Annotated in this window: 23 protein-coding genes and 1 pseudogene; 18 read left to right on the forward strand and 6 right to left on the reverse strand. The window is 34.9% G+C overall.

The window, feature by feature from the left end:
- Positions 1-359 precede the first annotated feature (359 nt).
- Complete coding sequence (locus MHB51_RS13080) at positions 360-1,172, reverse strand: hypothetical protein (RefSeq protein WP_342558318.1); 813 nt, start codon at positions 1,170-1,172, stop codon at positions 360-362.
- Positions 1,173-1,376: 204 nt separating this feature from the next.
- Between MHB51_RS13080 and MHB51_RS13085 the strand changes: the two genes are divergently transcribed.
- The 8 genes from MHB51_RS13085 (at position 1,377) to MHB51_RS13120 (ending at position 6,393) form a co-directional block, all read left to right on the forward strand.
- Positions 1,377-2,027 (forward strand): helix-turn-helix transcriptional regulator, encoded by a 651-nt coding sequence (locus MHB51_RS13085; RefSeq protein ID WP_342558319.1) that lies wholly within the window; start codon positions 1,377-1,379, stop codon positions 2,025-2,027.
- A gap of 106 nt (positions 2,028-2,133) precedes the next feature.
- Positions 2,134-3,330 carry an IS256 family transposase gene (locus tag MHB51_RS13090; RefSeq protein WP_342558243.1) on the forward strand — a complete coding sequence of 399 codons (1,197 nt, stop codon included), beginning with the start codon at positions 2,134-2,136 and terminating at the stop codon, positions 3,328-3,330.
- Positions 3,331-3,450: 120 nt separating this feature from the next.
- A complete protein-coding gene (locus tag MHB51_RS13095; RefSeq protein ID WP_342558320.1) occupies positions 3,451-3,717 on the forward strand; it encodes a hypothetical protein in 267 nt (88 codons plus the stop codon).
- Between the two features lie 479 nt (positions 3,718-4,196).
- Positions 4,197-4,391, forward strand: coding sequence for a hypothetical protein (locus tag MHB51_RS13100; RefSeq protein ID WP_342558321.1), 195 nt, complete (start codon positions 4,197-4,199; stop codon positions 4,389-4,391).
- The gene (gene tnpB, locus MHB51_RS13105; RefSeq protein ID WP_342558322.1) at positions 4,388-4,741 is read left to right on the forward strand and encodes an IS66 family insertion sequence element accessory protein TnpB; all 354 of its coding nucleotides are present in this window, start codon (positions 4,388-4,390) and stop codon (positions 4,739-4,741) included. The genes MHB51_RS13100 and tnpB overlap by 4 nt, the downstream gene beginning before the upstream one ends.
- A gap of 62 nt (positions 4,742-4,803) precedes the next feature.
- Positions 4,804-5,079 (forward strand): transposase, encoded by a 276-nt coding sequence (locus tag MHB51_RS13110; RefSeq protein WP_342558323.1) that lies wholly within the window; start codon positions 4,804-4,806, stop codon positions 5,077-5,079.
- 59 nt (positions 5,080-5,138) lie between these two features.
- The gene (locus tag MHB51_RS13115; protein WP_342558324.1) at positions 5,139-5,825 is read left to right on the forward strand and encodes a transposase; all 687 of its coding nucleotides are present in this window, start codon (positions 5,139-5,141) and stop codon (positions 5,823-5,825) included.
- Entirely contained in the window at positions 5,791-6,393 is a 603-nt protein-coding gene (locus tag MHB51_RS13120; RefSeq protein ID WP_342558325.1) for a transposase, read from the forward strand. The genes MHB51_RS13115 and MHB51_RS13120 overlap by 35 nt, the downstream gene beginning before the upstream one ends.
- A gap of 248 nt (positions 6,394-6,641) precedes the next feature.
- Here the strand turns inward: MHB51_RS13120 and MHB51_RS13125 are convergent, their stop codons facing one another.
- The 3 genes from MHB51_RS13125 to MHB51_RS13135 form a co-directional block, all read right to left on the reverse strand.
- Positions 6,642-8,291, reverse strand: coding sequence for a GIY-YIG nuclease family protein (locus tag MHB51_RS13125; RefSeq protein ID WP_342558326.1), 1,650 nt, complete (start codon positions 8,289-8,291; stop codon positions 6,642-6,644).
- 60 nt (positions 8,292-8,351) lie between these two features.
- Entirely contained in the window at positions 8,352-9,329 is a 978-nt protein-coding gene (locus MHB51_RS13130; protein WP_342558327.1) for a hypothetical protein, read from the reverse strand.
- Between the two features lie 141 nt (positions 9,330-9,470).
- Positions 9,471-9,713 (reverse strand): hypothetical protein, encoded by a 243-nt coding sequence (locus tag MHB51_RS13135; RefSeq protein WP_342558328.1) that lies wholly within the window; start codon positions 9,711-9,713, stop codon positions 9,471-9,473.
- Positions 9,714-10,377: 664 nt separating this feature from the next.
- Between MHB51_RS13135 and MHB51_RS13140 the strand changes: the two are divergent.
- The 4 genes and pseudogenes from MHB51_RS13140 (at position 10,378) to fosM (ending at position 14,507) form a co-directional block, all read left to right on the forward strand.
- Positions 10,378-11,733, forward strand: a pseudogene (locus MHB51_RS13140) (transposase).
- A 457-nt stretch (positions 11,734-12,190) separates the two neighbouring features.
- Entirely contained in the window at positions 12,191-13,099 is a 909-nt protein-coding gene (locus tag MHB51_RS13145) for a phosphotransferase family protein (RefSeq protein ID WP_342558329.1), read from the forward strand.
- A gap of 156 nt (positions 13,100-13,255) precedes the next feature.
- Positions 13,256-13,975: a class I SAM-dependent methyltransferase gene (locus tag MHB51_RS13150; protein ID WP_342558330.1), complete on the forward strand. Its 720-nt coding sequence runs from the start codon at positions 13,256-13,258 to the stop codon at positions 13,973-13,975.
- Between the two features lie 109 nt (positions 13,976-14,084).
- Complete coding sequence (fosM, locus tag MHB51_RS13155; RefSeq protein WP_342558331.1) at positions 14,085-14,507, forward strand: FosM family fosfomycin resistance protein; 423 nt, start codon at positions 14,085-14,087, stop codon at positions 14,505-14,507.
- Between the two features lie 384 nt (positions 14,508-14,891).
- Here fosM and MHB51_RS13160 read toward each other — a convergent pair whose 3' ends face one another.
- A complete protein-coding gene (locus tag MHB51_RS13160) occupies positions 14,892-15,623 on the reverse strand; it encodes a MerR family transcriptional regulator (protein WP_342558332.1) in 732 nt (243 codons plus the stop codon).
- An 86-nt stretch (positions 15,624-15,709) separates the two neighbouring features.
- Here MHB51_RS13160 and MHB51_RS13165 point away from each other — a divergent pair, with 86 nt between their 5' ends.
- On the forward strand, positions 15,710-16,417 hold the full coding sequence (locus MHB51_RS13165) for a type II CAAX endopeptidase family protein (RefSeq protein ID WP_342558333.1): 708 nt from the start codon (positions 15,710-15,712) through the stop codon (positions 16,415-16,417).
- Between the two features lie 181 nt (positions 16,418-16,598).
- Positions 16,599-17,108 (forward strand): YfiT family bacillithiol transferase, encoded by a 510-nt coding sequence (locus tag MHB51_RS13170; RefSeq protein WP_107943458.1) that lies wholly within the window; start codon positions 16,599-16,601, stop codon positions 17,106-17,108.
- Between the two features lie 195 nt (positions 17,109-17,303).
- Here MHB51_RS13170 and MHB51_RS13175 read toward each other — a convergent pair whose 3' ends face one another.
- Positions 17,304-17,978 carry a VOC family protein gene (locus tag MHB51_RS13175; RefSeq protein WP_107943457.1) on the reverse strand — a complete coding sequence of 225 codons (675 nt, stop codon included), beginning with the start codon at positions 17,976-17,978 and terminating at the stop codon, positions 17,304-17,306.
- A 297-nt stretch (positions 17,979-18,275) separates the two neighbouring features.
- Between MHB51_RS13175 and MHB51_RS13180 the strand changes: the two genes are divergently transcribed.
- From MHB51_RS13180 to MHB51_RS13195, 4 genes are all read left to right on the forward strand, one after another.
- On the forward strand, positions 18,276-18,803 hold the full coding sequence (locus tag MHB51_RS13180) for a YceI family protein (protein ID WP_066165287.1): 528 nt from the start codon (positions 18,276-18,278) through the stop codon (positions 18,801-18,803).
- Positions 18,804-18,888: 85 nt separating this feature from the next.
- Complete coding sequence (locus tag MHB51_RS13185; protein WP_066165289.1) at positions 18,889-19,323, forward strand: MarR family transcriptional regulator; 435 nt, start codon at positions 18,889-18,891, stop codon at positions 19,321-19,323.
- An 83-nt stretch (positions 19,324-19,406) separates the two neighbouring features.
- Positions 19,407-20,000: an NADPH-dependent FMN reductase gene (locus MHB51_RS13190; RefSeq protein WP_066165292.1), complete on the forward strand. Its 594-nt coding sequence runs from the start codon at positions 19,407-19,409 to the stop codon at positions 19,998-20,000.
- Positions 20,001-20,240: 240 nt separating this feature from the next.
- Positions 20,241-21,179, forward strand: a complete 939-nt coding sequence (locus tag MHB51_RS13195) for a ring-cleaving dioxygenase (RefSeq protein ID WP_342558334.1) — start codon at positions 20,241-20,243, stop codon at positions 21,177-21,179.
- The last annotated feature ends 430 nt before the right edge of the window (positions 21,180-21,609 follow it).

The raw sequence follows: 21,609 nt of genomic DNA on the forward strand, positions 1-21,609 counted from the left end.
TGCCTCCTAAAAGTTAGATACGGTTATTTTCGCGTAGAAAAACAGCACCTCAAATATTAGATTGTGTCTAACAATGGAGGTGCTGTTCAATCTTGCTGTCGAGTGTGGAAAATAATCTAAGTTAAAAATTAAATTGATTTGAGAATAAAAGCTCTACTAGTAAAAAAGAAATAATTAATATCCCTACTGAGAATAGAGTGATTGTTAAAATTTTGTAATTGTTGCTATTAGATTTACTTTCTGATAGCATTGATTCAATATATTTAATTTTGAAGTAATAACTCAATATAAATATTATAGATATGATTAACCAAACTAATATTCCCATATTACACCTTTATCCTTATAATTAATTTTAATCACCAATTTAATATAGCATAGGAGTTTAAAGTTGTATTTCTAATCACAGGAGTAACAGCCAGACCCATTGATGGGTAAACTGTAAAAGATGGTGAGAATGAGATTGAGTAATGACCATACCTCACAAGAATATTAAATAAACCTGATGGTTTCTTAGTATAAAGGTATTGTCCCACATATCCCTTGTGTTCTGTAAAACCAAACCCACTCTTTAAATTAAATCTAAAACCTACTCCTGCTAAGGATGCATAATCATCTGGTTGTGTAACTGATTTACCAGTTTGCCATCCGAATGCGCTATATGGACCGTCTCTGTAAAAATATTTGGCTTCATATTGTGCAATGTCCCCTCTATTATTTATTGGAAACGATAATTCGGCAGAATCTGGCCAACCAATCGAAAGTGCATCAGTCCATCTACTTGGAGGACTTTTAAGCCAATTAAAATTACCATATACATAAATTTTCTTTTGACCAACTCTATCACTATTCACTTCAAATGCAGCTGCTCCTACTGTAATATCTGTATCTTTTTCAACGAATGGTGAAATATTATTTAATTTATTATTTTCATCTAAAACTAAATGTTCTTGATTAAAATAAATTTTTTTTGCATTATTATTGATTAATTGTTGTAAAACCTCTACAGGAAATTCGTTAATTTCACTTTCAGTAAGACCAACACTATTAATCAAAATTGCAATGTCCTCATCTGCTAGTAAATCAATAGTTTGACTTTCGTTAGCGCTTGCCATTAAAGTATTAGAAAATAAGAAAATGGAAAAGAATAATAGTAAGCTTTTTAGTTTCATAGAAATTCCTCCTTTTACTTTCAATGAAATAATTAATGATGTTTCTTAAATATAAGAATTGGTGATTAACCAGTGAGCCATAGACCAAGAGCATTAACAACTTCAATAATTAAATCTACCATATGCATACCTCCTTTTAATAATTTTATCTCATATTAGTATTATATGTTAAAATAGTTAAAAATGAATAAAGTGAGGGATTCTATGAACTTAATTGGTTTATCTGTAAAACAAATTAGAATTTCCAAAGGGTTGACACAATCATATATATCTGATTATTGTCAAATATCACAAAGCAACTATGCTAAATTTGAAAAAGGAATTATAGATATTCGTGCTTCAACATTTATAAGTATATTAGATTCGATGGATATACCATATCATGAGTTTATGTATATCCATAATAAATACAACTTATCAAAAAAAGATGCAATTTTATATAAATTTTTCAATATTCCTTTTAATGGAATTAGAGAATTGAATAATTTACAAATGGAATGTCGCTCATATTTATCAAGTTATAATAGCCCAATCATTAAGGAAGCATATACTTTATCTAAAGCATTATTAATAATTTATAAATATAATGACTTTAATGAAGCTCGGCAAATTGCAAAGCCTATATGGGAACGACTATGTAAAAGTAATGATTTGTACTTGTATGATCTATACTTTTTAAATGCTATTCTTTATATTTTCTCTTTTGAAGAAGCATTGAATTTAAAGAATTTCTTATTTAGAGGATATGAGAAATATAAGAATCTCAATAATACAATACCTATTTTTCTTAACACTCATATTAATTTATCTTTATTATCTATAGAACATAACAGATATAATGATGCTCTAAAATAGAGAGTATAAAATATTTTGTGTAAATGAAAAATTCCATGTAAAAAGGAAGACCTTTTCTTGGTAGAATTAAGTCACCACAACCAATCCTAGAAAAGAGGTCTTCCCTATGAATCAGTTTACAACAGAAATTATCGATGCACTAGTAAAAAAACAAGATATTACCGAGGTTTTTCGTTCGCACTTGGAAATGGCGATCAACTCGCTACTTGTGACAGAGTTAACGGAATTTCTAGATTATGAAAAATATGACCGTATGGGCTTTAATTCAGGCAACTCACGCAATGGGTCTTATTCGCGTACGCTTCACACAGAGTACGGCGATTTAGCCATTCAAATTCCACGTGATCGCAATGGTGAGTTCAAACAACAGACCGTGGCTCCGTATAAGCGTTCGAATGATACGCTTGAAGATACGGTGATTCACCTGTTTAAAAAAGGCATTACGATGGCTGAAATTGCCCAGTTAATCGAAAAAATGTATGGCCATCACTATACGCCTCAAACGATTTCGAATATGACAAAAGCGGTTTCAGAAACAGTCGATGCATTTAACAACCGTTCGTTGCATAATCGTTACGTATGCGTGTATTTAGATGCGACGTATATTGCCGTACGTCGTGATACGGTGTCTAAAGAAGCCGTCTATATCGCTGTTGGTATTCGCGAAGACGGCTCTAAAGAGGTACTCGCTTACACGATTGCCCCAACCGAGTCTGCTTACAACTGGCAAGAGCTACTAGAAGAGCTGAAAGACCGTGGTGTAGAAGACGTCTTATTATTCGTATCAGACGGCTTAAAAGGCATGGCTGACGCTGTTTTCAATGTGTTTCCAAAGGCAAAATATCAAGTCTGTTTAGTTCATGTCGGTCGCAATATCATGCATAAAGTACGCGTAGAGGATCGCAAGGAAGTCTGCGAAGATTTTAAAACGATTCACCAGGCCAAGGACGCCGAAGCAGCTGCGCTAGCACTTGGGCAGTTCTGCGAGAAATGGAGCAAATCGTATAAAAAAGTTACACAGAGCTTACTTGATAATCCGTATTTACTCACGTTTTATCAGTTTCCAAAAGCAATTTGGCGAAGCATCTACTCGACCAATTTAATTGAGTCGTTCAATAAGCAAATCAAAAAATATACAAAGCGCAAGGAACAGTTCCCGAATGAAGAATCACTGGAACGCTTTTTAGTGACGCAGTTCGAGGACTACAATCAACGTTTCGCCACACGCTGCCACATCGGCTTTAATCAGGCCCGTGCCAAGCTAGAAGAAATGTTTGAACAGCTGCATGAACCGACAAACTAACCGGGACGTGCCAGCGCGAAATTTGGGTGTCTAGGAAAGGGCTAGCCCTTTCCTAGACACCCAAATCCAAACTTCGAACAAATCTATTTGAATACGAAGGTGATCATCTACCTTGAGAAGTTGAAAAGTCATTTACACAATAATATTGACAGTACCCTAAAATATTTAGATATTGCGGAGAATATATGTAAAGAACAGCGATTATACTTCCAATTAGCAGTTATATATATTCGAAAGGGAATATGTTTAATTAATTTAACTGGGAAAGGAAAAAAAGAAATCGAAAAAGGTTTGAATTTAATGAAAATGTTTGATGAGAATGAGGCACTTATAATTTTGAGACAGGAAATAAAAATATATACTGGCTTAAAATTTACACTAGAGTAAATAAGCAATACGATAGTTGTACTGATGTTGGATACAATTGATATGTGTGGTTTTGGAATAAAGCTATACCATTTTGGATTAGCTTGAATAGAAAAAACATTGATTTTATAGGATTATAGAGATGTTTTGAGTAAACTTTACTTCAATCATAAACCATATGTCAGTGGCTATATAGAGGTTTAAAGATAACTTTTAATCAAACTTTACTCCATCCTAACAGGTACACTTCCTACATTGATGTAAACAGTCACTTTATTCCCTCTCAAAACTATCGGATTTTTTCAAATTCATACAGATTGATTACTATACTCTCCCGTGATAATGTGTTAAATTTTTTGCATATTGTGAAGGGGGATTTTTTTATGATGCTTTCTTACGATTTTGGAATTAGTCTGTAAGCCCCCAATCAAATAACGCATATAAACAACCAGGCACCTCCGGTACGATAAACGTATCAATCAAAGGAGGTGCTTTTCTTTATGCCAACGAATAAATTAACCATTGTGCCAGTTAAACTAGATTCCCTTTCAACCGAAAATTCTCCGACTCATTCTTTCCAACAGACAGCCGGACCAAGCTGTGTGATCAAAACTGCTGCGGCCGAAATCTCCTTCTTCAATGGTGTAGATGAGCACATCATTCAAGCTGTAATGAAGGAGCTGATTCAAAAATGAAGCACGATTTTACGCGTGTGCAAAATATTTATATTGTCTGCGGAAAAACGGACATGCGTAAAGGGATTGATGGTCTAGCGACCCTCGTTCAAGATTCGTTTGAACTTGATCCTTTTAGTGACTCGATTTTTTTATTTTCAGGTACAAGTAAAGACCGCTATAAGTGTCTTTATTTTGATGGGGACGGCTTTGCGTTGCTTTACAAAAGGCTAGACAGTGGCCGATTACAATGGCCGAAAAATGAAAAAGAAGTGCGTAATCTCTCTCAACAGGAATTACGTTGGTTATTGGAAGGCTTATCTCTTCAACAACCAAAAGCAATTTTAAAATCTGCAAAAGGTGTCTTTTAATCCTAACTTTCCGAATGGTATAATTAAACACAGATAATTTGAACGGAAATGTGGTGAACAGGATGAGTGTAGAAACAACAGAAAAATTAATTCAGTTATTAGAAGAACAACTCGCTTTTATGAAGCAACAAAACGAAGAGCTTTCAAAAAAATTAGATGTGTCCCTCGCTCAAAATAAATACTTGTCTGAACAAGTTCGCCAATTAACGAAAATGATTTATGGTTCGCGCTCAGAGAAGTCAAAATACCATGCACCAGACGGGCAATGTTCGCTATTTGAAGATGAACCATCTTTTAATGATTCTGAGCAAACAGAAGAACAAAGCCGGAAACTGTGACCTATACGGTTACCCGTTTAAATAAAAAGAAAAAGCGCAACGATTCATTCATAGAAGGTGTGGAAGTAGAAGAAATTCACCATCATCCAACCAATCTCCAATGTGACTGTTGCCAAAATCAGCTGCATGAAATTGGCTCCACAATTGCCCGGGAAGAAGCAACATTTATTCCAGCTAAGTTGGTGCGCGTGCAGCATATTGAGCATGCCTATGAGTGCAAGCAATGTAAAAAAGATAATGAGCAAAGTTCATTTATTCAACGCGGAAAAGCGCCGACGGCGGCGATTCCTCGTAGCATTGCGGGGCCAACGGTGTTGGCAAAAGTAATTTATGATAAATTCTCGCTTTATCTACCGCTTTATCGTCAAGTGAAAGAGTGGACACGTGCAGGATTAATCACGAATGATAAAAATCTTTCGAATTGGGTAATTCGTGCAGCTGAAGATTGGCTATTGCCCATTTATGAAGAGATGAAAAATGTCCTTTCGGCCAAAACACTGCTTCATATTGATGAAACGGTTGCCAAAGTATTAAATCGTTCCGATGGAAAACGTCCACAATCAAATGCGTATAACTGGGTATTCCGATCAGTCCCCACAGAGGGGCCAGTGGTTATTCTATTTGAGCACGCATTAACGAGAAGTCAAACGGTATTGGAGAAATATTTGACTGACTTTAAAGGCACTGTTATTTGTGATGGTTACGCTGCCTATGATAAGTTATCCAATATTACGTTCGCTAACTAACTGTTGGGCGCACGTTCGACGATATTGGGGGAAAGTTGAAAGTAAGAACGGGCGTATTGGCTTGGCTTACTGCAACAAACTTTATGTATTAGAACAAAAATTCAAAGGATTATCACCAAAGCAACGACAAAAAATGAGATGGCGTTACGCAAGAAAGGTTATTCGAAAGTTTTTTGGCTGGCTTGAAAAGTCACAGTTCTTTGGTAAAAATGCATTAGCTACGGCAACCGAGTATACGTTGAATAGAAGAAAAGAGCTGAAAGCATTTCTTTATAATGGGCAAATTGAAATTGATAATAACCCAGCAGAAAATGCGATTCGTCCAACGGTCATCGGCCGAAAAAATTGGCTCTTCTCTATCAGTGAAGCGGGTGCAAAAGCGAATGCGATTTGTTTGAGTTTAGCGGAAACAACAAAAGCAAACGGAATTGATTTCTATCAATACTTGGTAAAACTTTTAACGGAACTGCCGAACTTACCTATTCATCAGCAACCTGTATTATTACAAGAGTACATGCCTTGGTCGGCCAAAATTCAAGCAACATGTGCCAAGATCAAAACAGCATAAAAGCCAGTTTCTTAAAAAATCGTCAGAAAGCTGGCTATTTGTCGTGCGTGCGATCAGGTGCGCTTGTTTTTTTGAATTCGGGCTTACACATTAATTGCTTCTGCTACAAAGTTAGTCGCAAAGTAACTTTCCAATTTTTTAACGTATAATATCGAACAAAAAAAGACCACTTCAAAATATTTTGAAATGGTCAAACGCTATCGTATCGTAAAATATTAACATCACATTATATTTGATTCACTTTTAAATCAACCGAACCAACTTTTCACTTTCCCCAATATTCCCTTGCCCGTAGTATTTTCAATATTAGTATTTTTACTTTCATTTACTTTTACTGTATCCACTTTGCTTATTACTTCTTTTTCCTCTAAAACTTCATTTCCTATTACTTCTAGACTTGAACTTTTAACCATATAACCATCGAAATCTTCAAGAACACTATCAACAACTAATGTTCCTACATCACCTAATTGTAATGAATCCACTGAATCCCCATTCTTGATTATTTCTTTTATCTTTCGATATGCCCCACCATTTCCATTAAAACTAATTATGTCCTCTTTATTTAAAAAACCTTTATTAATTTTTATATTAAAATTAATACCATCTTCATCATAGGAACTTTCTTCTCTTAACCATTCTATATCAACATTTCTTTCCAACTGATTTTTACTAAATTTACTCAATAAATGTTTTCTAATCTTATCCCAACTAGAAAAATCTAACGTTCTTTTGTATAAATCATATCTACATTTCGTTATATATTGTATTGAAATTTTATCTAATGCTTTTTTATAGCCGTCATATACTTCATTATTCAACATAAAATGATTTAAAAAATCGAAAATATGACTTCCTGCTAGATAATCGCTTTCATTAAAATCTAAGTTTTCAAAAAACCATTTCCAACATTTCTCTGCATTAGCGTCATTTTTAGTATAATTTTTAATTTTGGCATAAGTAAAATAGTCATTTACATAGCATAAGGCTTGACCTGCATTACAGTAATTAGCATATTTCCCTGTGAGTTTCCTACCTTTTTCAAAATATTTTATGGCTTTCTTAACATCTAAGGTAAATTCCTCTTCTTTCATAGTATCAACATAAAGATTCCCTAATTCATAATATGCTTGTGCTTCACCTAATTCTCCTGCTTTTTCAAGGTATTCAATTGCCTTATCATAATCTTGTAGATAGTTTCCATATCCATTAAGGTAATCTATACCTTTTTCAAGATACTCTTTTGAAATCGGTTTATCATCGTACCAATCATAACTTTGTTCTGCTAAGTCCCAACTATCTGTATCGTAGTTTTCTTTCACTTCTTGAATTATTTTAATTGCCTCGCTAGTTTCTGTACTAAAAAACTCTCTATTAGAAGATACTCTCTCTCCCCGTTCCTCTAATAAAGAATGAATTATTTTTTCTGCACGAACACAATCATTAAACCTCTCTTTATAAACTAAAATAAACGGAGTAGGTACACCTGTTGCTTTAGATAATTCATCTAAACGCTCTTCGGGAGTTCTTTTAGTTAAACCTATTTTTACAATGCCATTCATTGAAGGATTCACCATCAAATAAATATATCCCGAATTTTCATTGTTCATTTCTTGATAACTTTCATAACCATTTATATTGCCTAATAGTTTATTGAGTTTATATATTACGCTCTCTGTGTCCATTTCGTAATCTTCTATAAGTCCTTCTAATACCACTTTCAAAGCGTAAATGCTTTCAAATTCTAAGGCTTGCGATGAAAATTCTTCAACGTGAATACCTATAATAAAATCTTCTTTATCAGTTACACTTGCATATTCATAGATTCGTTCTTGTAATAAATCTACGAGCCTTTGTTTTCTATCATTAATCTCTTCAATATTGTACTGTTCCTCCAAAATAAACACCTCCAAGTTTACCGTAATTATACATATTATAAATTAAAAAAGCACATCAAATCAAAGATGTGCTTTTAAAAATCCATATATATAACTTAGTGAATCAAGATATGCCTGTTCAATATCATCACGACTTTCCTTGAAGCATTTACGGAATGTTTTCCATTGGCTATCAGTCAACAGCAAGCGTATAGCGTTCTCGTTACCTGCTTGCTTGGCTTGCTTAATAAGGTCAATATATGATTTAGTACCCCTGTTCGTCTTAACGCTCTTATCGTTAAAATACGAGTACGTCAGGCATGGTATAAACATTTCTTTTTGCAATCGCTGTACAATCACTGAATGATTTAGATTACCAAAAGTCATATTGTCGGCTTCTTTAAAGAATAATTTAACCTCAAAACGATTGATAAAATTTGTTTCAAGTGTATCATCTTCAACAGCCCTATCATAATGTGAATCACATGATTTTTTGTTAGGGTTAGCGGTAGAACCTGCCCATGATGATGTATCAAAGTTCTCCTGCTTCTTATTACCATGTGTACGCAAATAAGCACTTGTGTTAAACGGTGTTACATAATCTGTAGCAACATCTAAGCGAACGATAAACCACTTAGGATTGTTCAATACATCAAGAATTATAGGGCTGTTCCCTGCTAAATTGGTTACGAACTGTGAATGAAGTTGAATTTCTGCATTAACACCTGTTTCAAATGGCTGTAACTTTATAAAGACACCAAACGGCTCTCTCAAGTCCATGATGTAGTAAATCTTTATATAGCCATTTGATAGCGATTCATGCTCAATATAGCCATTTGATAGCGATTCATGCTCAATATAGTAGTTGAATCGTGAAAGCAAATCATCAATTTCCTCTGTTGTTAAACGTGCTTTAAGAATGGCTTTATCAATGCCTACGCTACGCTTGTATGATGTGATGATTCCACTTTCATCTGTTTCAAAGTATGCTTTATGACGGTTAGGAACTTTTGATATTTCCTTACCAATTGGTGAATTTGTGTCTGTCTTAGTTGTCATTAAATTGCTCTCTTTCTATCAACATTGAAGTTGTTTATTTATTACGAAAAAATAGGACAAAATCCTAAATTAAATTTGAAGAAAACCACCTTTTACTTACTTTATTATAGGAGCGTTTTCCCCACTCAAAAAACAGGAGCATTAAGCCCCTGCTTTCCTTAATCTCTCTATATCTCGTTTGTACATATAACTCACAGCAATCTTATCTTTGCCTGTAAACGCATAACTAAAAACTCGTTCATTTCCCATCAAGTCGCTTACTTCATCTGCATTTACATATACAAGATGAAACTGTTGAATTTCTATAAATTCTTCATTTGGTAATGCAATAGGAAATCCTAACTCATTGGAAATTGCTTTTAATAAACGCTCTACTTGTTCCAATCTTAATGAAGAATATTGAAAAGTTAATTCACCTGTGAAGTCATTTCTTACAATCTTTTTTCCTATCTTGTTGTAACCGAGCACATTATTTCGGGTACTCCTTTTCACTTTATTTCAGGAGAAAATCTGAATTAATGTGCGATTTTTTTCACTTTATTTCAGAATGTGCACATTCTCGTTCACATTTTTTCAGATGTAGACTTATAAAAAAATGCCCTAAAATAGGGCATTAACTGGAAAATAATCTTGTGTTTTAATACGAATCTTATAAACTTCATGCACGTTTAGAGTAAATACAACGGATTGATTTAGCCTTATAATCCCTTCACTTATATCTTTTTCTAAAAAAGCTTTAAAATAGTCTTTTTGAATCTTCAATTCAAACATGTCACCTGGTTGAATCCAATAACACGTCTGACCGATCCACACTTGCTATTCTTGCTCCCGCTGGTTATAGACTAAAACTCCTCGCTTCATGCCAAACCACTGTCCTCTACAGCTAGTCTTACAATTTCCTCATCAATCAAATCTTTCTTTAATTGAGTTAATTTCATAATTCCAATCCCTTTGGTATCAAGGGGTATCAAACAAAAATAAAAGGGCACCTCCCCATTTTGGTATAATTTAAGCGACGAAACCAAATTAACCAAGAGGTGAATGCCCTATGACTATTGTAAAACAAATTAGCCTTTTTGACATCCAAGAATTATTGGATTTGGAAAGTTCACGTCGTTTTGATGCCATTTTCTCCACTTTCGATGTACAGCCAATTTTTCAGCTTTTTTCTAAAAAGACATTGCGTGGCGCTCCACGTGAATGGAACTATGGTGCGATGATTCAATCACTGATTATTCGGATCATCGAACGCATTCCTACAATAAAAGACTTAGTCAAACGTTTAGTCAACGATCCTTTATTCCGTCTGGATTGCGGGTTTCTCGTTTCAGATTCAGTGCCATCTGAAGCGTCTTATTCACGGATGATTCACGTGATTAGTGAGTCAGATGTAATGGATAGGATGCAAGACGAACTCATTCAAACAGCCTTTATTGAAGGGTTTCTTTGTGATGAACACCTTAGTTTTGACGCCACGCATTTCGAGTCTCGTGATGCCTCAAAGCCTTCTGAAAAAAAGGAAGCAGCACCACCGAAAAAACGTGGACGTAAATCCAAAAAAGAACGCGCTGCCTGGCTCGCTGAACAAGCAGAAATCGAAGCGAATCAAACGACTTATGAAAAGAAAATCGAGGCGCAGTTAACGATTCCAGCAAGTACGCTTTGGCGAGATATCCCCATTGAACCGAGGTGGGGAATCAAGAAAAATAGTGACGGTAAAAACACGTTCTGGTATGGCTTCAAGGGACATTTAGCTGTCTCCACAAAAAGCCAATATATTGTGGCACGCTTAATGTCATCCGGTAATTTAAGTGATAGTAAAGCAGCGATTCCTTTACTGAAAAAGGTAGCGGAATTAGTACCGGACCATTTTACAACAGCCATTTTGGATGCAGGGTATGATTATGAAGCCATTTACCGCCAAATCTTGAATCAAGATATGAAAGCCGTGATTCCTTATGTCATGCAACGTGAATCTGAAATGGTTGGCTTCGATGCTCATTTCCGTCCGACCTGTGTGCGAGAACATAGCTACTGTTACGACAGCTAAGATGAAAAATACCAGACCCTAAAATTTACGCGTCCTAAAGAATGTGAAACATGTCCATTACGTGAAGATTCACTCTGTCAAAAGGTATTCAAAATCAAGTGCGAAACGGATATTCGCAAATACACGTATCCAGCAAGAGGTTCAGAACAATGGAAAAAACTCTATAAAGAACGTACTTCAGTAGAACGAGTAAATGCCTATTTAAAGCAATTCTTTCAGTTAAAAAATGTCCGTCACAGAACAGGGAAAAAAGCAAAACTGCATTTCAACCTGGTGACGTTTATTTATAATGCCTGCAAATTAGCAGTCGATCGCATCAATTTACAATTACAAGCGCAACAAGAAGCTGCATAATTTTTTAAAAACGGAAGTTTTAATATAGGAGCAGTCTAAGCTCTTGAAAAAATCGATTTATGAAATTGATTCAATTAGCTTCCGAATCTGTAAAAGCTCAGATACCCCAATACATTATTTAGATATGTCAGATATAGTGATTATGTTAAAATTATGAAATCTGCATTTGGGAATTGTTATTAATCATGCACATGGATGATGAGAATAATGTATACTTATTTATGGAAATAATCTTAATTAAGCTGGTTCCTCAAAAAGCATATGATGGGATTATCATTGTAAAGGAAGCGACTCCTACGTCTGCAATGGAATAAAATGCAGAGACAAATTAAAGAGTATACTTGAACTTAAAGGAATTTGCTCTCGTTTTCGAAGGTAAGTTTAGAAAATAACAAGGTATATAGCAGACTTTGAGAACAGATAAAAGAGGAAGATACGCTCTAAAGGAGGGAAAACCATGCTAGATATAAAAAACTACAGCACATTTGAACTAATCAAACCAATAAAAAAGGGTTGGTCGAGCGATAAAAAATATTACGTTGAAACTTTGACGAACGAAAAACTTTTGCTTCGTATAGCCGATATTGCAGAATACGATAAAAAGATAAATGAATATGAATTAATGAAATGGTTAGCTGAAAATGATGTACCTATTTCGCAGCCTGTTGAATTGGGTATTTGTGATAAAGGGAAAAGCGTTTATTCACTTTTCAAATGGTGTGACGGCGAAGATGCCGAGATTGTATTACCTAAGTTGCCAGAAGCTGAGCAGTATTTATTAGGTGTAAAGTCCGGGCAAATATTAAAGGAAATTCACAGTATACCTGCGCCAAATGAGCAAGAAGAGTGGGGAGTCCGTTTTAACCGTAAAATAGATAACAAAATCAAAATGTACCAAGATTGTGAAATTAAAATAGAAGATGATGATAAAATCATCTCTTATATTGAGAAGAACAGACATCTTCTGAAAGATAGGGAGCAATGCTTTCAGCACGGTGATTATCATGTCGGGAATATGATTATTTCACCAGAAGGAGAACTGAGAATAATCGATTTTAACCGCAATGATTATGGGGATCCATGGGAAGAGTTTAATCGTATTGTTTGGAGTGCCGATGTCAGTCCCCACTTTGCTACTGGGCAGCTTAACGGTTATTTTAACGGAAAACCACCTATGGAATTTTTCTTGTTGCTCGCTTTGTACATAAGTAGCAATACGCTATCATCCTTACCTTGGGCAATCCCTTTCGGCGAACATGAAGTAACCGTTATGAAAAATCAGGCAAAGGATGTTTTAACTTGGTTTGATGGCATGAATAATCCTGTCCCGACTTGGTATTTGGATGATTTTATATTAAATAGATAAAAATAGAATTTTGAATTATCTATCTGATGCTGAAGTAATGAAATATTATGGATTAGAACCTTTTAAATCATTAGACGAAGCTTTGAGTGAAGCAAGACTTTTATCAAATTAAAAATAACTTGATATAAAAGTGAAATTTAGGAAGTAGGTAAATAAATGATTCCATTAGTATATGACCAGATTAACGGCTGGGGGAAAGATGATGAATTCTTTTTAGCGCTGTTGAAGAAAACAAACGCTAAAAAAATAGCTGATTTAGGTTGTGGAACAGGAAGATTGACAACGCATTTTGCGGAAGCCGGCTATCATATTACGGCAATTGACCCGAATGAAGAGGCAATTGAATATGCGAAAAGTAAAGAGTATTTAGGTGAAGTCACTTGGATTGTTGGCGATAGCACAAATTTACCAACCAATTCGTTTGATGCTATTACTATGACAGCAAATGTAGCGCAAGTATTTCTTACAGAGGAAAGTTGGCGAAATGTTATTTCAGACGCATATCGAGCATTAAAATCTGGAGGGCATTTTATTTTTGATACGCGTAATCCATTAGCAAAAGCATGGGAACAGTGGGAAAAGGATGTTACACCTGATGTTGCAACGAATCCGCTGAATGGTGAGTCGCTTGAAATTTGGACGGAATACGAAGGGTTCATAGAAAATGTTTTTACATTTTATGAAACGGTGAAAAATGCACGTACAAATGAGGTACTTATTCATAAAAAGATGCAATTGAAATTTCGAACGCAAGAGGAAATACATGAATCATTGCAACAAGCAGGTTTTTCTCAAATTCAAGCATATGGAGATTGGGAATTTAAACAAGCAACTGACAAAACAAAATCATTTATTTTTCATTGTGTAAAAAAATGAACATAGAGCTGCTAAAGATTTTTGATATGAAAGGAAGTATCGTAGTTTATTATAAAGGTTGAATGTTTATTCACTTTGTTGAATTAATATTCGTGTTTGGGGTGGTATAGTGCTTATAAAAGGTTTAAATCATCTTTTATTTTCAGTGTCTAATTTAGAGAATTCTATACAGTTTTATCAAAATGCTTTTGGTGCGAAATTATTAGTTAGAGGAAGAAGCACTGCCTACTTCGACTTAAACGGTATATGGCTTGCTCTAAATGAGGAAAGAAATATTGCTCGCAATGAAATAAATCAATCGTACACACATATAGCCTTTTCAATAGAAGAAACAGAATTTGATAGGGTGTACGAAAAACTAAAGAAAATGGGTGTAAACATTTTATCAAGCCGTCCTAGAGACGATAGAGATAAAATGTCCATCTACTTTACTGATTTAGATGGTCATAAGTTTGAATTTCATACGGGAACCTTGCAGGACAGACTGAATTATTACAGACAAGAAAAGACGCATATGGAATTTTACGATTAAATATTAAGCGTAATCAATTTTATTTTGATTTTGCGATGAGAAATCGTAGGGGTACTATTTTGTGCTAAGTTCATATACAAAGGGAACATAATAGAGATTGGTAATGTTTTAAACAGGTTACGCTAGATTTTTAAAGATTTCTAGATAAGAAACAGATGATTGGCATATTAAACTGGTGCAAGTGTTCGATGATATTCACAACCTCGAAGCTCCCTATAGATACAGAGGTGTAGTGCACCTGACCTAAAAAAATGAAACAAATAAAAAACACCTTTCGCTGAAAAATGGGTATTGTACCTTATCAAATCAACGTGGAGGTGTTTTCTTACTGTCTCAAAATGCCGCAAGGGCAGTTTCTTGTTTACTATAAAATATAGACTTCATCTATTCTTGTGTTGCTGCATAGGCAATGCAACGCTCTACATACTCCAGTATTTCTTCTGAAATCGGGTATAGTCCCGTTTCTGAAGTAGGTAGCTTTCTTACTTCCCAAAATTGCTCCATTAGCTTCGTATCTCCTTGAAAAGTATCCTTTGATATTTCCATTAACTTGGACGCAAGCCGCAAGCCTTCTTGTGATTCAGCCTTAATATTATTTTGGATACACCAATCGATTCGGCGTAGCAATGAAATATATTGCTGTGTTGTCTTATCGTTGTTACTGATATTTGGAATTGTTTCTTGTAAAAAAGCTTTTTCATTATCTTGAAAATAGTCAATCCATTTTTTGGGGGTATTCTGCGAATTTTGAACAAGTTTAGTGACTTGCTCCCAAGATAAAGATTCTTCTAAATCAATCATATTAATTAATGATGCCGTATGAGAAATGCTTGTTTGAAGCTTCGTTAGTTGATCTTGTAGATAATTATGATGCGAAATTAAAATTTGTTTATATGTTAGTTTATCTAATAAATCACGTATATTTTCGAGCGGAAGTGAAAGTGATTTTAGAATAATAATTTTCTCTAATTCAAACAAATCTTTTTCCGAGTAGTAGCGTCGACCATTATCATCCTTAAAGCTTGGTGTGAGGAGATTAATTTGGTCATAATAACGGAGAGTGCGGATGGAGATATTTTTTTGCTTACATACCTCACCAATAGTCCAAAGTTTCATTTCATTTCCTCCTAAAAAAGCTTGCAGGTGACGTAACGTCATCTAATACACTTGAATTATACCATATAATGAAAGGGGAATAGTAAATGGAAATTAATCAAATAGACTGGAAGGAACAGGACTTTTGGGGGGTAAAAGAATTTATATTATTAATATTACTAGAATTTGTGTTTGTAATAGGATGCATTAAATTCGTTGTTAAACCCGTCTATGTTTACTGGTTTGACAGCAATGAGCTATATGCAGGAACGTTAACGGGGGCAACAATTGCAGTTACTCTAATTTTAGGTATTTATTTTATTGCTCTTCGTCCTAAAAAGCTCTCTTGGAATGAAGTAGGGGTAAAATCATTTGCTATAAAGGATTGGAAAATTATCATTATATTTTCTGTTCTTTTAATGGCTGGTGCTGTAATAATCGTAGTGCTTACTAGCTTTATAGGAAACACATGGGAAAACAGTAAAACAGAAGCGTTACAGCAAAATGCAACTTTCTTTACAGTTTTAATTGCCTTACTTTCTGCGGCAGTTATTTCACCAATTTATGAGGAAATTTTTTATCGCGGTTTTTTATATCGCTGGCTACGTACACGTATAGGATTAAAAGGAGCTATTTTAATAAGCTCACTAATATTTACAATTGTTCATCTACCAACATATAACGCAATGCCCGTAAACTTCTTTAGCGGTATCATTTTTGCTTTAGCATATGAACGAACAGGCTCGATTTGGCCATCCGTTATTATTCACGGTGTAACGAATGGAATTATGGTTTTGCTAACGAGCTTAGGGTAGAAATAATTTTGAAATAGGCAAGACAATCTATCGCACAAGGAGGCTAACTAAAAATTCGATGTAGCTCGATTTTTTACATTATAAGTTAACTATTAAAATCGGAATATTTGAAAAACTGATATCCATTCACTTATAATCAAGGCAAGTGAATGAACATTATTTGAGGAAATGAGGCTTGAAAATGGACGTAAAATTCCCAATTGGACAATTGCAAGTTCCTGAAAAAGTAACATTTGAAAATGTAGCAGAATGGTTAAAGGAAATTGAGACTTATACCACTAGACTAAGAGAAACTGTCGATACATTAAGTGCTGAGGAATTAAGTAAAACTTATCGTGAAGGTGCATGGACAGTTCGCCAGCTTGTTCATCATATTGCAGACTCACAGTTAAATATGTATCAACGTTTAAAGCTTGCTTTAACAGATGAGAATCCGACAGTTCCAGCTTTTAATGAGGAGAAATGGGCTATTCAACCAGATACAGAGCTACCTATAGAAAGTTCTATTAAAATGTTGGAAGGTATTAATGCGCGAATCGTTTCTTTAGGGCAAAAACTAACTGAGGAGCAATTAACTAGAGTTTTCACACATCAAGTAAACGGACAAATAGCAGTTGCCACAAAAATCGCAAAATTAGCTTGGCATGAGGAGCATCACTTGGCTCATATCAAAATTGCTTTATCGAAATAATTTACCTTACCAAAAGATGAACCGAAATCCTTTCTTTTATATAATAACAAGGGATTTCGGCTTTTTTAGCTTCTCTCAATGCAACGGAAATTTGATTTTCACTTCTCCACGGAGGAAAGCTGCTAAATTTAATGATTATCACATTTTCAAAGAAATACGACTGAAACGTAGCGCTACAGCATGCTTTTCGGACGCTCAACCAATATAAAATTCGTGTTCATCATTTACGCCCAATTTAATTCCCGAATCTAAAAAGATGTCCAATGGAAAAGGAACAGATTTCTTATCGGAAAAAAGCCATCTTCTTCCGGGATTAGTAAGCAATAAATAAACTTTTGTTTTTTTATCCCCCATAAAAGATAAGAAATCAGGAGTTATTTCTGAATCATCACGTTCTACAATATTAGCCGCTATTAATCTTTCGGCAACTGCAATTTTATTTTTTACGACAAGGCTCATTTCAGAGAGCTTTTGTAGACTTTCGAAAGAAAAGGGCTGGTTGCTAGATGGATTCGTATTTAATCTCGCTATAAATTCCACAATATTGCCTGCCGGGTCTTCAAAATAAAGTGATTTTGCAAATAAATGACTAAAGTCGATTTCATCTTTACCTTCTTCAGTTAAAAGAGTTGTACGCTGTTTCACCCATTCTTTTGCCTCTTTAAATTGATTTGAAGGAATATCAAAGGCAAAGTGATAGTATGGATTTCCTTCTACATCTTTATTATTAAATTCGATTGTGCTATGCCCAAATTTAACTTTAAAGCTATGCGTTGTTTCATCTACTAATGAAAATCCTAATTCTTCTTTATAAAAATATTTCATGTCATTCAGTTTATTGGTTTTTAATACTACATGTAAAATATTCATGGTTATCCTCCTCCCCATATCACTTTTATAAAATAGTACTATATTGCCTATAAATGAAATACTGGACATTTGGCTGAATTACTTAGGTATTTATTTTTAAAAAAAGTTTTTTGAAATGTGTTGACAAGGCAAATGAATATGTGTTAAATTTATTTTGAAATCGAGATAAATGATTTCGAGATAGTTAAGTTTATTCGAATCATCCTACTATTTCACTTCAGACGTGGAAAATAACGGGATGATAAAATTTTAATTATATATCTCGAATTCGAGATAAAAAACAGGAGGAATTTTATAATGGCAAAGTGGACAGTAGACCAATCTCATTCAGCAATTGGATTTGAAGTAAAGCATATGATGGTATCAAAAGTGAAAGGGCAATTTGCTTCTTATACAGCAGATGTAGAGGCTTCAGATTTAGCTGATTTAACAACAGCAAAGATTGCGTTTTCGCTAGATACAGCAAGCATTGATACAAATAATGAAGACCGTGACAATCATTTAAAATCTGCTGATTTCTTTGATGTAGAAGCGTATGCAGCGATTCAATTCAATTCTACAAGCATTACGAAAGACGGCGAAGATTATAAAGTGACTGGTGATTTAACAATCAAGGACGTAACAAAACCGGTAACATTTGAAGTAGAATATGGTGGTAAAGGCACGAACCCTTGGGGTGTAGAAGTTTATGGATTTGAAGCGGAAGCAAAAATTAACCGTGAAGAATTTGGCTTAACATGGAACGCGGCGTTAGAAACAGGTGGCGTACTTGTTGGTAAGGATATAAAAATTAAAGTGGAGCTTGAATTAAATCCAGGCGCATAAATATAAAATGAAATGAACTAAATATGATGAATAGATTTGAAAGTATAAATTCATCATATTTAGTCACAATATAGGAGTGATACGAATGGAACTAGCAGCAAAAGAACTGAAAGCAGTTACCGTTATACTTCGTGCCTCCCAAGCTATACAGGAAGTAATTAGGCAAGACGTTGCTACGTATTGCTTAAATCCAACAGAGTTTTCTGTGCTAGAGCTGCTGTATCATAAAGGTGACCAGCCCATTCAAATAATTGGAAAAAGCGTTCTGATTTCTAGCAGTAGTATTACGTACGTAGTAGATAAGCTAGAACAAAAAAAATATGTTAGTCGCAAAGGCTGCCCAGAAGACCGACGTGTGATATATGCAGCATTAACAACTGAAGGAAAAGCATTAATGGATGAGATTTTTCCGAAACATAAATTAAAAATTAGTACGATATTTGCGGATTTAGAAGCTATAGAGATTGATGAAACAATTGCTTTGTTAAAGCGAATAGGTTATAAAGCAAGCAACTTATAAATTTTTTTAAACAATTACCTCGGTTTCGAGATAATTGTTGGGGAAATTTAAAAAGTTTTAGCATAGAGGAGAGAAATAAAAAAATGGGTTTTTTAAATAAATTATTTGGAACTGAAAAGCAGGAGGAACAAATCATGGAAAAATTAAATATTGGTATTATTTTAGGATCGACTCGTGAAGGTCGTGTAAGCCCGCAAGTAGGTGCTTGGGTGAAAGAAATTGCAGAAAAACGTGGAGATGCAAACTACACTATTATTGATATTGCAGATTATAAATTACCGTTATTAGGTGAAGCAGGTGGCGATGCATCAGGCGCGGCAGCTTGGTCTAAGGCTATTGCGCAGCAGGACGGTTTCGTATTTATCGTGCAAGAATATAACCATTCAATTACAGGCGCTCTAAAAAATGCATTAGATTATTTACGAGAAGAATGGAATAACAAAGCAGCGGGTATTGTATCCTATGGGTCTGTCGGTGGGGCTCGTGCAGCAGAGCATTTACGAGGTATTTTAGGGGAATTGTTAGTGGCGGATGTGCGAGTGCACCCTGCATTATCTCTGTTTACAGATTTTGAAAATGGTACAGATTTCAAACCGGGTGCACACCAAGGGAATTCTGTAAATGAAATGTTAGACCAAGTAATTCCTTGGGCTACTGCATTAAAAACGATTCGATAATGGAGGCGTCCGAAAAGCAGTGTAAAGCACTGCTTTTCGGATGAATCTTAAAATAATGACTGTTCAAAAAGGCAAGTAGCTTGTTTTAAAGCTAAAGTAAATAAACGTTGTATCAAAAGCGATGGGTCTTAACCTCAGCACCGTAGCTCTATTTTAGGTCAGCAAATTCTGCTGAATTAAGATAGATTTACGTTTTATCATAGATAAGTTTTACTAATGTCCATTTAGGAGGAGCTAGTTATGAAAAAACAAACGACAGGTATACATCATATTACAGCAATTGTAGGACATCCACAGGAAAATATTGATTTTTATGCAGGCATTCTTGGTCTGCGTCTTGTTAAACAAACAGTAAATTTTGATGACCCGGGAACATACCACTTATATTTTGGTGACGAGGGTGGAAAGCCCGGCACAATTATTACATTTTTCCCGTGGGCAGACGCATATAAAGGGCGAATTGGTGACGGTCAAGTTGGAGTCACAACATATATTGTGCCTGTAGGAGCACTAGATTTTTGGAAAACAAGATTAACGAAATTTAATATAGCTTATAAAGATGCTACTCGATTCGGGGAAGCATTTATACAATTTGATGACCCACATGGTTTACATCTTGAAATCGTTGAACGCGAAAGTAGTGAGAAAAATAGTTGGTCATTCGGTGGTGTAACAAAGGACGTTGCAATTAAAGGCTTTGGTGGAGCGATACTCTATTCAAGCAAGCCAAAGGAAACAGCTACAACTTTGACGGATGTAATGGGGCTAGAAATGGTTGCACAAGAAGGAGATTATACACGCTTTAAAGCAACTGCTGAAATCGGCAATATTATTGACTTAAAGATGACAACGGATGTTCGAGGAACAATGGGAGTTGGAACCGTGCATCATATAGCTTGGCGTGCTAATGACGATAAAGACCATATTGAATGGCAGAAATATGCGATAAGTAAAGGGCAGCACGTAACCGAAGTGAAAGACCGTAACTATTTTAACGCTATTTATTTCCGAGAATCTGGCGAAATATTATTTGAAATTGCGACAGACCCGCCAGGCTTTACACATGATGAAACTGCTGAAACAATGGGCAGTAATTTAAAGTTACCCGCACAATATGAGCAATATCGCGAGCGTTTAGAAAATAAATTAATCCCCATTGAAGTGCGCCCGCTTGATTAGAATGAAATCAGGGAATATCTTTTAGGACAGCCCTTTCGCTTCTCTTTTGGTGTAAAGGAGTTAAGGAGTTAGCTCCAAAGTTGCTTGAATTAGAAGGAACTGAAAGCATTTTAGCGGATATTAAAAATACAGTAGACATTTTAAAGGAAATTCGCAAACGCGGCATTCAAATTTAAGTAGCTGATTTTGGAACAGGCTATAGGAGTTGTCCGAAAAGTCCATTTTGTTTTGACACTGCATTGAAATCAATGTTTTCATCGCTCCAATTTTACTGAAGGATAACGCTGCTAAAGTCAATGTTCATCCCATTTTTAAAAGAGGCGTTCTTTGTTTATATGAATCAACATCTTATGAAACATCATCGCTACTATCCAAAATGCCGGCTATGCACGGCTTTTTGGACAGCCCCTTCCGATTGATGCATTAAATG

It is taken from the genome of Metasolibacillus sp. FSL K6-0083 (assembly GCF_038630865.1).
Taxonomy (GTDB): Bacteria; Bacillota; Bacilli; order Bacillales_A; family Planococcaceae; genus Metasolibacillus; species Metasolibacillus fluoroglycofenilyticus.